Raw genomic sequence first — 11,602 nt, 5'->3', positions numbered from 1 at the left:
TCAACCTCCAGCGCGTTCTACAAGTCCAGACCCACCCGCGGTGAAAGAGACGCCTCGACCGCCCGCGTACCATCGACCGGCGTCATCCGCGAAAGCGAACTCATGAATAAGACGGGTTAGCATAGGAAACGAGGAGGTCACGGAAGGCTGGCAAATCAGACAGCACCTCAACAGGCAAGCGCGCATTTCGGAAGCGGCTCCCCTTGTAATGCAGGCTGAAAATCGTTGGTCCGTCCGACATCGCTTCCTCAGTAGGCCTAACCTATTCCCTGCGGGCACCATCGCCCATCTCTTTTCGTTTACAAGTCGCTACACTGGATTAATGTACGAAACATGCAGTGGGCGCTATAGCACAGCGAAGATCGCAGCGACGACCGTCGAAGCCCCTACCACCCATCACAAGTGTACTAGGAGTGAACCCAAGGGGCCACGACCAACCTCAAAGTTCAGCTTGCCGCTTCGGTCAGTCGTTAGATGTCCGCCTACCGCCATACCATCGACTCCCAGAATACAGCAGTTTCCGGAGAAGTGGGGACGGCCTCGACAGGCTACAACCACGTCGCGTTCTTCCCCCCCTCACCCCAACCCCACCTGCTCCGCCGCCTCCCGCAGGCTCTTCATCGGCCGCGGTCCCACCTGCTGGATGACGATGCCGGCCGCGAGCGAACCCAGCTTGCCGCAGTCGGCGAGGCTCCGCCCCGTGGTGTAGCCGTGCAGGAAGCCGGCGGCGTAGAGGTCGCCGGCGCCGGTGGTGTCGACGAGTTCGGCGATCTCGATCGCGTCGACCTGCACCGTCTCGTGCCCGCGCACGATCACCGAGCCGCGTTCGGAGCGGGTGATGGCGGCGAGTTTGCAGTCCTTGCGGATCGCCTCCAGTCCCGCCTCGAAGGACGCGGTCTGGTAGAGCGACTTCATCTCGCTCTCGTTGGCGAAGACGATGTCGACCGTGCCCGAGCGCATCAGGTCGAGGAATTCGTCGCGGTAGCGGTCGACGCAGAACGGGTCGGACAGGGTCATCGACACCTCGCGGCCGGCGGCATGCGCCAGCGCCGCCGTGCGGCGGATCGCCTCCTTGGCGAGTGGCGGGTCCCAGAGATAGCCCTCGAAATAGGTGACCTTGGCGCCCTGCGCCTTCTCCGCCTCCACGTCGTCGGGGCCGAGCTCGACGCAGGCGCCGAGATAGGTGTTCATCGAGCGCTCGCCATCGGGCGTGACGAAGATCATCGAGCGCGCGGTGGGCGGGAAGCCCTCCAGCGGGTTCGTGTCGAAGGCCACCCCCTGCGCGCGGATGTCGTGGGCGAAGAGCCGGCCGAGCTGGTCGTCGGCCACCTTGCCGAAATAGGCCGCGCGGCCGCCGAAGCTCGCCACACCGGCCGCCGTGTTGCCGGCGCTGCCGCCGGACGCCTCCACGGCCGGCCCCATGCGCGCATAGAGCAGCTCCGCGCGCTCGGCGTCGATCAGGTTCATCGCGCCCTTGATGATGGCGTTGTCGACGAGGAAGGCCTCGTCGCAGCGGGCGATGATGTCGACGATGGCATTGCCGATGCACAGGACATCGTAGGTCGGATCGGTTGGCACGGGGAGGAGGACCTTGTTGTTTCGAGCCCGGAACGGTGCCTCCGGTTTAGCCGATCCGCCCGACTTTGCAACGTCCGGACCGGCCGTTCGCGGCTGGCGCGGGCGGCGGCGGAGGGCGCTTGCCTGGCGCTGCGCGCATGCCTATCTCCGCCCAGACAAGGAAAGCCCCCGCGATGATCCTCGACGCAGCCGGCCGCGCCGCCGGCCAACTCCTCTCTCCCGCCTTCCGAAGCGTCTTCTTCAAGACGCTGGGGCTGACGCTGCTTGCGCTGGTGGCGCTGTGGTTCGCGCTGACACAGGGTTTCGAATGGCTGGCCCTGCCGGTGCTGGAAGGCTTCGTGCCGGCGATGCCCGACTGGGCGGGCTGGGTCGGGCTGATCGCAGCCATCGTCGCGGGCCTGGCCCTGGCGCTGGGGCTCGCGCTGCTGATCGCGCCTGTTTCGGCGCTGATCGCCGGCCTGTTCCTCGACGACGTCGCCGAACTGGTGGAACGGACCGATTATCCCGCCGATCCGTCCGGCCGCGCCCTGCCGCCGGTGCAGGCGCTTTGGCTGTCGCTCAAGTTCTTCGCCATCGTCGTCGTCGGCAATCTCGTGGCGCTCTTCCTGCTCCTGATCCCCGGCGTCAACCTCGTCGCCTTCTTCGTCGTCAACGGCTACCTGCTCGGCCGCGAGTTCTTCGAATTCGCCGCAATGCGCTTTCGCGACGAGGCGGAGGCCAAAGCGTTGCGGCGGCGCTATTCCGGCACCGTATTCCTCGCCGGGCTGGTGATCGCCGGCTTCCTGGCGATCCCCTTCGTCAACCTGCTCACGCCGCTGTTTGCCGCCGCCATGATGGTGCATCTGCACAAGGCGATCTCGCAGCGCCACGACGTTTCGGTGCGAAGGCGCTGACGGTCGCGCGGGACGGTCTGGCGCTGCAGTCGCGACACTGGTACTGAAGGCCGTGGCGGCCGAAGCCGTCGAGAGGTCTCGTTGAACATCCTCAACCGTTTCACGGCGCGCTGGCTGGTCGGGCTCCTGGTGGTCCTGACGGTGCTGTCGCACCTGTCCGATGCCGGCCGCGTCGCGCAGTCCGGCTTCGGGCTAGGGCAGGCCGTCCTGTCCTCGGGCGACCTTCGGCAGCCGGTGCTGGCGTCGGAGGCACCGCAGGGCGAGATCCGCTTCCGCGCGGGCGACCGACAGCCGCATGTCGGCGGCAAGCCGGCAGGCGACGCCGTGATTTCTTCCGCGCGCCTTGCCGAGCCGCAGGGCGCGCCCCTTGCACCTGATTCACGCGAAGCGCCTGCGCCGGTCCGCAGCGCCTCCTTCGCACCCGGCCAGCGCGCGCCGCCCGCCGTTCTCCCGAAGGCCTGATCCGCGCCAGCCGCGGGCACGCCCGCGCCGCGACGGCACGTCCGGCGTGGGTCGGTCGCCGGCTGGCAATCCGGAATCCCCTCTCCTGGAGAACCCCATGGAAATGATCACGGGTCTCGTGCTCGTCGGCCTGTGCTTCGCATTGGTCCGCTATGCACGGCCGGACGCCGCCGGCATCGTCCGCGCGCCGTTCGGCAACGAATATGCCGCAACCGCAGCCATCATGGTCGTCACCGTCCTCGGTTCCTTCGGCATCCTGCTGATGATCTTCGAGGCGACCGGCATCCGCTTCGGCGGCTGACGCGACTTTTTCCGACTCATTTTCCCTCGCCCCGGTGCCCGGCACCGCTCAGGCTCGACTTTCATTGGAACGACACATGACACAGGCAGTCCAAACCCTTCCCGCCCCGCCCCGGCGCATCGTCACTCCGGCCACGCTGCTCGGCGTCGCGGCCGTGTCGACGCTGATCGCCAGCCAGTTCGTCACGGTCGGAGGCGTTTTCGTCTATTCGCTGATCGTGCTCCTGCACCTGTCGCAGACGGTGGCGACAGTGCTCTACGGCCTTTTCGGCGCCGCCGCGCTCTGGGGCATCGTCGTCATCCTGCGCCTCGCCTACGAGGCCGAGACCGATCCCGACAACAACTGATCCGGCAGAACCCGCCCCCGATGCGCGTCGACGCCGTCGGGGGCGATTCCTGCGGATCGTACCGGACCGGGGCGACGCGGCCTGCGCTGGCAATCCGGCAGCGCGCGCCTATATGAGACGGCGGCATTCGCCACCCCTCCCCTCTCGATCCACCGGAGTCGATCGCTTGACCATCTTCCTTCTGCTCCTGGGCGGCCTTGCTCTGCTCGTCCTCGGGGGCGAGCTCCTCGTTCGCGGATCGGTCAACGTGGCGAGCCGCCTCGGCGTTTCGCCGCTGGTGATCGGCCTCACGCTTGTCGGCTTCGGCACTTCGACGCCGGAGCTCGTCACCTCGGTGCAGGCAGCACTCGCCGGCGCGCCCGGCATCGCCTACGGCAACATCGTCGGCTCCAACATCGCCAACATCCTGCTGATCCTCGGCGTCGCGACGCTCCTGCTGCCGATCACAGTGGAATCGAGCACGCTGAAGCGCGACGGCGCCGTGATGGTCGCCGTCGCCGTCGTGTTCGCCATCATTGCCGCCACCATGCCGGCCGGCCGGCTCGTCGGCGCGGTCTTCGTGGCGGCGCTCTGCGCCTATATCTACACCGCATTTCGTCAGGAAAGCCGCGCCGGCGCCGAACATGGCGCCGTCTACGACAAGAGCATCGCCGCGCAGGAGGCCGATGGCGGCCTCGTTCCGGCCGCCGCGCCGAAGGGCTCGGTCATCCTGCCGCTCCTGATGGCGCTGGGGGGGCTTGCCGTCGTCGTGCTCGGCGGCAAGTTCTTCGTCGATGGCGCGGTGGCGCTGGCCCGGACGTTCGACATCTCCGAGACGGTCATCGGCCTGACCATCGTCGCCCTCGGAACCTCGATGCCAGAGCTGGTGACGTCGGTCATGGCGGCATTGCGCAAGCAGACCGATGTGGCCTTCGGCAACATCGTCGGCTCCAACATCTACAACATCCTCGGCATCGGCGGAGCGACGGCGCTGTTATCGCCGACGGTCGTGCCACAGGAGATCGTCTCCTTCGACAACCTCGTCATGATCGGGGTGTCGCTTCTGGTGGTGCTGTTTGCCTGGACCGGCCGGCAGATCAGCCGCTGGGAAGGCGGCGTGCTGCTTGCGGGCTATGTCGGGTATGTGTGGCTGATCTGGCCGTAGGCGGGCGGCGGTCGGGAGTAGGGCAGCCGAGGCTGAGGACCGCTCACCTGGAAGATCGCACTCTGTCGCGCCCCCCCCTCTGGCCTGCCGGCCATCTCCCCCACGAGGGGGAGATGGCCGGCAGGCCAGAGGGGGGCGCCATCGGGCGCCTGCAGTCGCGACCATGAAAGCCTCGCCCACCCTGTTTCCATATTTCCCGAAATACCGTTTGACCTCCGCCCTCGCCCGGCCTAATCCGTGTCCATGACGATCGAGACCGTGGCCCGCCAGCTGGAAGCGCTCGGCAGTCCGATGCGGCTCAGGATCTACCGGATCCTGGTCCGCGCCGGTGCCGAGGGGCTTGCCGTCGGGCGCATCCAGGAAAAGCTCGACATCCCGGCCTCTACGCTGTCGCACCATTGCCGGCGGCTGGTCGAGACGGGGCTCGTCAGCCAGGAGCGGCAGGGAACGACACTGATCTGCCGCGCGGTCTATCCCGCCATGGCGGACCTGATCGGATTCCTCTCCGAAGAGTGCTGCGCCGACGGCTCGCTGCCGCCGGGCGAGACGGCGCCGCCCGGCTAGGCTTCGCGCCGCCCGCCGGCCTCAGCGTTCCCGCCTGCCAATCTCCCGCCCCCACCCGGACCCTCCGATGCCGCATCCCGACCCCAAGGCTCCCCCCGCCGTCATCTGGGGGCTGGGGCTGACGCAGGTGGTCGGCTACGGCACGCTGTTCTATTCCTTCCCGATCCTGGCGCCGGCCATCGCCGCCGAGTTCGCTGTGCCGGAGCACCTGGCCTTCGCGGCACTGTCGGCGGCGCTGTTCTTCGGCAGCCTGTTTGCGCCGCTGGCGGGGCGGCTGGCCGACCGCCACGGCGCCGGACGCGTCATGACGGCGGGCTCGGCCGTGGCTGCACTGGCGCTCGTCGCCTGCGCGCTGGCGCCCGGGCGGGCAAGCTTCGTCATCGCATTGCTGGCGATGGAATTCGCCGCCTGCTTCGTCCTCTATTCGACGGCCTTCGTGGCGATCGTCCAGACCGGCACGGCGGGGGCGCAGCGGTCGATCACCCTGCTTACGCTGATCGCGGGCTTCGCCTCGACGCTGTTCTGGCCGCTGACCTCGGCGCTGCACGCGGCGCTGACCTGGCGAGAGGTCTACCTCGTCTTCGCCGGCATGAACCTGATGCTCTGCCTGCCAGTGCACGGGTGGATCGCACGGCTCGCCCGGCGCCAGGCGCTCGCCGCGCCGAAGCCCGTCGCGGGCACGGCCGGCACGGCCGACGGCATCGGCCTTGCGCCCGTCCGGCTGCGCGCCGTGTTCCTGCTGATGCTCGGCGGTTTCGCCTTCGCCGGCTTCGTGCAGGCGGCCATCCTGCTGCACATGGTGCCGCTGCTCACTGGCATGGGTCTCGGTACGGCGGGCGTTCTGGTCTCGACCTTCTTCGGTCCGGCGCAGGTGGCGAGCCGGCTGATCAACATGGTCTTCGGCGGTCGGCTGCGGCAGTCCTGGCTCGCCATCCTGGCGGGGCTGTTCCTGACCTCGGGCGTGGTGCTGCTCGCAATTGCAGCACCCAGCGTGCCGGGCATCGCGGCGGCCGTCATCCTGTTCGGCCTCGGCTCCGGCCTGTTCTCGATCGTCGGCGGCACGCTGCCGCTCGAGGTGTTCGGACGGGCGTCCTATGGGGCGCATGTCGGCTGGATGAGCGCGGCGCGGCAGTTTTCCACCGCGATCGCTCCCTTCGCCTTCGCATTGGTGCTGGCGCGCGCCTCGCCACTCACGGCGCTCGCCATGGTGGCGGTGGCGGGCGCTGTGGCCGTCGCCGGCTACTGCGCCGTGGCGCTGCTGGCGCGCAAGCCGCGCCAGGCCGCGCCGCCGGCCTGAAGCGCCGGCCTCAGCCCGCCGGCTTGCGCCGCCAAGAATACGTGCCCTCGGCCTCCTCGGCCCTGGCTGTCGGCTGGTAGTAGAGCGGCAGGCCGCCCGCGCGGCCTTCCTCCAGCCGCTTCAGCGCGACCGGGTGCGAGACTTCCAGCTCGTCGAAGCCGGTGCGGATCATGTGCGGGATCTGGTCGACCAGCACCTGGCCGCAGGCGCGCACCGCGCCCCCGTAGCCATGGCGGCGGCGCAGCAGCTCGGCCTTGGAGAAGCTGCGGCCGTCGTTGAAGGCCGGGAAGGACAGCGCCACCAGCGGCAGGCCGGGCAGCGCGTCGACGATGGCGTCGAGCGGTTCGCCGGGTGCCAGCAGCACGCCGATCCGGTCGCGATTGGCGGACTTCGTCTCCGCGTCGAGCGCCTGCCATACGGGCAGCGGCAGGATGACGGCGGCGTTGCCATCCAGCGCCTCGGCGCTGTCGGCATGGGTCCAGGTGTCCTCGCGGAATCCGCTCGGGGTCCAGAGCCGCGGCGCGTCGGGGGTGGGTTGGGTCATGATTGCCTGTCGTATGGTCGCGGGAGCCTGTCGGTCGCGGCGGCAGGACCGCTGCGGCCGACAGGCGCAGTCTCTATATCAGAGCGAGGAGGCGGTGAGCGAATCGTCGAGGCCGGAAAGATGGATGCCGCATTCGGTCTTGGCCTGGCCGGCCCAGCGGCCGGCGCGCGGATCCTCGCCCTCCTTCACCGGCTGGGTGCAGGGGAAACAGCCGATCGAGAGATAGCCATAGGCGACCAGCGGGTTCTCGCGCAGCTGGTGCTCGCGCATGTAGGCGGCGAGGTCGGCGGTGGTCCACTTCGCCAGCGGGTTGATGCGGATGCGCTCGCCCACCGCCTCGAACACCGGCAGGCCGGCGCGGGTCGCCGCCTGGTGGCGCTTGCGGCCGGTGAACCAGGCCTCGAACGGCGCCACGGCACGGGCCATCGGCTCCACCTTGCGCAGGTCGCAGCAGCCGTCGGTGTCGCGCTGGTGCAGCGTCCCGTCCGGGTCGCGAACCGCCAGAAGCTCGGGGCGCGGCGCGACGACGCGCAGGTCGCGCAGGCCGAAATCGGCTATCAGCGCATCGCGGTACTGCAGCGTCTCGCCGAAATGCTTGCCGGTCTCCAGGAACAGCACCGGCAGCGCGGGGTCGATGCGCGCGATCATGTGCAGCAGCACGGCCGAATCCGCCCCGAAGGACGAGACGGCGGCGAGCGATCCCGGCCGGAAGCGGCCGATCGACAGCGCGATCAGGTCGCGCGCGTCGAGTTCGCCGAAGCGCTCTTCGAGCGCGGCGGCCTCCGTTTCGGCGTCGTGCGCCGCCTCAAGCGGCCTTAGCTTCGCCAGCATAGAGCGCCTCCTTGAACGGTGCGGCGCCCAGCCTGCGATAGGCGTCGATGAAACGCTCGGAGCCGTCGAGGCGCAGCGCGAGATAGGTGTCGACGATGGTCTCGATCGCGTCTGTCAGCTCCTCCGGCGGGAAGCCGCGGCCGACGATCTCGCCGATCGAGGTGTTCTCGTCGCCCGAGCCGCCGAGCGTGATCTGGTAGAGCTCGGCGCCCTTCTTCTCGACGCCGAGGATGCCGATGTGGCCGACATGGTGATGACCGCAGGCATTGATGCAGCCGGAGATCTTGAGCTTCAGCTCGCCGATCTCGCGCTGGCGCTCCAGCGAGGCGAAGCGGCGCGAGATGTCCTGCGCCACCGGGATCGAGCGGGCATTGGCGAGCGCGCAGTAGTCGAGGCCCGGGCAGGCGATGATGTCGCTGATCAGGTTGGAATTCGCCGTGGCCAGCCCGATCTCGACCAGCCGGTCGTAGACCGCCTTCAGGTCGGCGCGGGCGACATGCGGCAGGATCAGGTTCTGCTCGTGGCTGACGCGGATCTCGTCGAAGCCGTAAGCCTCGGCGATGTCGGCCACGGCGTCCATCTGGGTGTCGGTCGCGTCGCCCGGCACCTCGCCGATGCCCTTCAGGGAGATCGTCACGGCCGCATAGTCCGCGTGGCGATGGGTGGTCACGTTCTGGCCGAGCCAGTCGGCGAAGCCGCGCGAGTCGAGCCGCGCCTGCGTCACCGCCGCGTCCCCCTCGGGCCGCGCGACCAGCGCGGGCGGGGCGAAATAGGCCTCGATGGCGCGGATGTCGGCTTCGGGCAACGTCAGTTCGCCGTCCTTCAGATGCGCGAACTCCGCCTCCACCTGGCGCGTCAGCTCCGCGGTCCCGGTCTCGTGAACGAGGATCTTGATGCGCGCCTTGTACTTGTTGTCGCGCCGGCCGTTCAGATTGTAGACGCGCAGGATCGCGGTGCAGTAGGCGAGCAGGTCGGCCTCCGGCAGGAAGTCGCGGATCTTCTTGGCGATCATCGGCGTGCGGCCCTGGCCGCCGCCGACATAGACGGCGAAGCCCAGCGTGCCCGAGGCATCCTTCTTCAGGTGCAGGCCGATGTCGTGCACCTGGATCGCCGCGCGGTCGCGCTCGGCGCCGGTGATGGCGATCTTGAACTTGCGCGGCAGGTAGGAGAACTCGGGATGCACCGAGGACCATTGCCGCAGGATCTCGGCATAGGGCCGCGGGTCGGCCACCTCGTCGGCGGCAGCCCCCGCGAAGTGGTCGGCCGTGACGTTGCGGATGCAGTTTCCGCTCGTCTGGATGGCGTGCATCTCGACGCGCGCCAGGTCGTCGAGGATCGCCGGAATGTCGGCCAGTGCGGGCCAGTTGTACTGGATGTTCTGGCGCGTGGTGAAATGGCCGTAGCCCTTGTCGTAGGTGCGGGCGATATGGGCCAGCATGCGCATCTGGCGGCCGCTCAGCGTGCCGTAGGGGATCGCCACCCGCAGCATGTAGGCGTGCAGCTGCAGATAGACGCCGTTCATCAGCCGGAGCGGCTTGAACTGGTCCTCGGTGATCTCGCCGGCCAGGCGGCGCTCCACCTGATCGCGCAGCTCGGCCACGCGGGCCTGCACGAAGGTGTGGTCGAATTCGTCGTAGCGGTACATTCTGGTTTTCCCTGCTCGTACGGAGGATGCCGGCGAGCGGCCGGCTCAGGCGGCCGGCGCGAAATCGGGCCGCGCCTGCTTGCCATGGTGGAGATGGTTGGTCGGCCCGGCGGCACGGATGCGCTCGCGCAGGCGCGTCGGCACGATGCGGCCATCCTGCTGCTCGACGTCGATGAGGTCGACATCGACCACGAGGTTGTCGGCTAGCGCCGCCTTGCCGAGCGCCTGCAGCATCTCCTCGCCGGCCTTGTCGCGGGCGATACGGGCGCCGTCGATCAGTTCGATCCAGGCATCGCCCGTCCCGTACCAGACCACTTCGCCGTCGATCAGCCTGTTGGCGGTGAGCACTTTCATGGCAGGTCCTTCCTCAGGCTGCGACCGGCAGCCGCGCATGCGCGGCGAGCGGCGTCGACAAAGCGAAATTGGCGCCGGCGACGGCGTCGCCGATGATCGTCATCACCGGCCCGTCGAGCTCGGTGCGATGCTCCAGCGCCGGCAGGTCGGCAAGCGTGCCGTGGAACAGCCGGCGCCCGCCGAGGCTCGCGTTCTCGACGACCGCGACGCCGGTGTCGGGCGACAGCCCCGCCTCGATCAGGCGGCCCGCCACCTGGGCGGCTATGGTGCGGCCCATGTAGACGGCAACCGTGGCACCCGAGACGGCGAGCCGCGCCCAGTCGGGCAGCGCGCCGCCCTTCAGGTCGTGGCCGGTGGTGAAGACCATCGACGACGCGACGCCGCGCAGCGTCAGCGGCAGTTCGAAGTCGGCAGCGGCGGCGAAGGCCGCTGTCACGCCCGGCACGATCTCGTAGGAGATGCCCGCCTCGCGCAGCGCCGCGATCTCCTCGCCGGCGCGGCCATAAACCAGCGGGTCGCCCGACTTCAGCCGCACCACGCGCTTGCCCTCGCGGGCAAGCTCGACGATCAGCTCGTTGATCTCTTCCTGCTTCTTCGAATGGCAGCCCTTGCGCTTGCCGACCGAGACGCGCTCGGCGTCGCGGCGGCCCATGGCCACCACCGCCTCGGGCACCAGCGCGTCGAAAAGGATCACGTCGGCCTGCATCAGCAGGCGTTGCGCGCGGATGGTGATCAGGTCCTCGGCGCCCGGCCCGGCCCCGACGAGCGCGACGTGCCCGCGCGCCTCGGTGCGGCGCTGCATCAGTTCGGCGGCCGCCTCCCGCGCCTCCTCGATGTGGCCGATCTCCATGGCGCGCGCCGGGGCGCCTTCGAAGAAATCGCTCCAGAAGGCGCGGCGCGCATTGCCGCGCGGCACCAGCTTCTCGACCGTGTCGCGAAGGCTGGCGGCGAGGCTGGCCAGCGGTCCGAGCGCGGGCGACAGCATGCGATCGACGCGGGCGCGGATCATCTGGGCAAGCACCGGCCCCGCACCCTCCGTACCGATCGCGACGACGACCGGCGCGCGGTTCACCAGCGCGGGCGTGAAGAAGTCGCACAGATGCGGGCGGTCCACCGCGTTGGCCGGAATGCCGCGCGCCTTGGCGTCGGCAACGACGCGGCCGTCGAGTGCTTCCTCACCGGTGGCGGCGAAGACGAGGCAGGCACCGTCGATCAGATCCGACCGATACGCCGCCTCGACCAGCTCCATGCCGGTCTCGCGGGCGAAGGCGGCGAGTTCGGCTTCCGGCGCTTCGGCGACGATGCGGATCGCGGCCGAGGACTGGCCGATCAGCCGCGCCTTGGCCAGCGCCTCGTCGCCCGAGCCGACGATCACGACGCTCCGCTTCTCCACCTTCATGAAGACCGGGAAAGCATTGAGTTTTGCAGTTGCGGCAGCCATTGGCGCACGTCTCCACGTTTGGGCTGCATTGTCGGTCCGGCGGGCCGCGACCTGAAGGCATGGCGTCCTGCCACGCCGGACGCGCCGCAACGGGTTTTCCGCGGCATCGTCGCCACGGGGAAAACCATTCCGGCACGCCCGGCCGCCTGCCCGGGCGCCACCTCGCGAGCCGCGGCGCCGCGACCCGTTCCGGAACGGCCGG

13 protein-coding genes are annotated in these 11,602 nt (G+C 69.2%); 7 read left to right on the top strand and 6 right to left on the bottom strand.

The window, feature by feature from the left end; translation table 11 throughout:
- Nucleotides 1–576: 576 nt before the first annotated feature.
- Entirely contained in the window at nucleotides 577–1,578 is a 1,002-nt protein-coding gene (locus tag N1F91_RS18385; RefSeq protein ID WP_289994461.1) for an adenosine kinase, read from the bottom strand.
- Nucleotides 1,579–1,751: 173 nt separating this feature from the next.
- On the opposite strand from N1F91_RS18385, the gene N1F91_RS18380 reads away from it, so the two are divergent.
- From N1F91_RS18380 to arsK, 7 genes are all read left to right on the top strand, one after another.
- Complete coding sequence (locus tag N1F91_RS18380; protein ID WP_289994459.1) at nucleotides 1,752–2,471, top strand: sulfate transporter family protein; 720 nt, start codon at nucleotides 1,752–1,754, stop codon at nucleotides 2,469–2,471.
- Between the two features lie 81 nt (nucleotides 2,472–2,552).
- Entirely contained in the window at nucleotides 2,553–2,933 is a 381-nt protein-coding gene (locus N1F91_RS18375) for a hypothetical protein (RefSeq protein WP_289994458.1), read from the top strand.
- Nucleotides 2,934–3,030: 97 nt separating this feature from the next.
- Nucleotides 3,031–3,234, top strand: coding sequence for a hypothetical protein (locus N1F91_RS18370; protein ID WP_289994457.1), 204 nt, complete (start codon nucleotides 3,031–3,033; stop codon nucleotides 3,232–3,234).
- Nucleotides 3,235–3,310: 76 nt separating this feature from the next.
- Complete coding sequence (locus N1F91_RS18365) at nucleotides 3,311–3,580, top strand: hypothetical protein (RefSeq protein WP_289994456.1); 270 nt, start codon at nucleotides 3,311–3,313, stop codon at nucleotides 3,578–3,580.
- Nucleotides 3,581–3,746: 166 nt separating this feature from the next.
- The gene (locus N1F91_RS18360; RefSeq protein WP_289994455.1) at nucleotides 3,747–4,724 is read left to right on the top strand and encodes a calcium/sodium antiporter; all 978 of its coding nucleotides are present in this window, start codon (nucleotides 3,747–3,749) and stop codon (nucleotides 4,722–4,724) included.
- Nucleotides 4,725–4,967: 243 nt separating this feature from the next.
- Entirely contained in the window at nucleotides 4,968–5,288 is a 321-nt protein-coding gene (locus tag N1F91_RS18355; protein ID WP_289994453.1) for a metalloregulator ArsR/SmtB family transcription factor, read from the top strand.
- Between the two features lie 67 nt (nucleotides 5,289–5,355).
- On the top strand, nucleotides 5,356–6,585 hold the full coding sequence (gene arsK, locus N1F91_RS18350; RefSeq protein WP_289994452.1) for an arsenite efflux MFS transporter ArsK: 1,230 nt from the start codon (nucleotides 5,356–5,358) through the stop codon (nucleotides 6,583–6,585).
- A 10-nt stretch (nucleotides 6,586–6,595) separates the two neighbouring features.
- Here the strand turns inward: arsK and N1F91_RS18345 are convergent, their stop codons facing one another.
- The 5 genes from N1F91_RS18345 to cysG form a co-directional block, all read right to left on the bottom strand.
- On the bottom strand, nucleotides 6,596–7,129 hold the full coding sequence (locus N1F91_RS18345) for a DUF934 domain-containing protein (RefSeq protein WP_289994451.1): 534 nt from the start codon (nucleotides 7,127–7,129) through the stop codon (nucleotides 6,596–6,598).
- 78 nt (nucleotides 7,130–7,207) lie between these two features.
- Nucleotides 7,208–7,960 (bottom strand): phosphoadenylyl-sulfate reductase, encoded by a 753-nt coding sequence (locus tag N1F91_RS18340; protein WP_289994450.1) that lies wholly within the window; start codon nucleotides 7,958–7,960, stop codon nucleotides 7,208–7,210.
- Nucleotides 7,935–9,605 carry a nitrite/sulfite reductase gene (locus N1F91_RS18335; protein ID WP_289994449.1) on the bottom strand — a complete coding sequence of 557 codons (1,671 nt, stop codon included), beginning with the start codon at nucleotides 9,603–9,605 and terminating at the stop codon, nucleotides 7,935–7,937. Before N1F91_RS18335 ends, N1F91_RS18340 begins: the two co-directional genes overlap by 26 nt.
- A gap of 45 nt (nucleotides 9,606–9,650) precedes the next feature.
- Nucleotides 9,651–9,959, bottom strand: coding sequence for a DUF2849 domain-containing protein (locus tag N1F91_RS18330; protein WP_289994448.1), 309 nt, complete (start codon nucleotides 9,957–9,959; stop codon nucleotides 9,651–9,653).
- A 13-nt stretch (nucleotides 9,960–9,972) separates the two neighbouring features.
- Nucleotides 9,973–11,400 carry a siroheme synthase CysG gene (gene cysG / locus N1F91_RS18325; RefSeq protein ID WP_289994446.1) on the bottom strand — a complete coding sequence of 476 codons (1,428 nt, stop codon included), beginning with the start codon at nucleotides 11,398–11,400 and terminating at the stop codon, nucleotides 9,973–9,975.
- Nucleotides 11,401–11,602: the final 202 nt, after the last annotated feature.

The organism is Aquibium sp. ELW1220, assembly GCF_030398385.1.
In the GTDB taxonomy this organism is placed as follows: Bacteria; Pseudomonadota; Alphaproteobacteria; order Rhizobiales; family Rhizobiaceae; genus Aquibium.
Note: the sequence above shows the minus strand (reverse complement) of the source record. Positions and strands in the feature narration are given on the sequence as shown.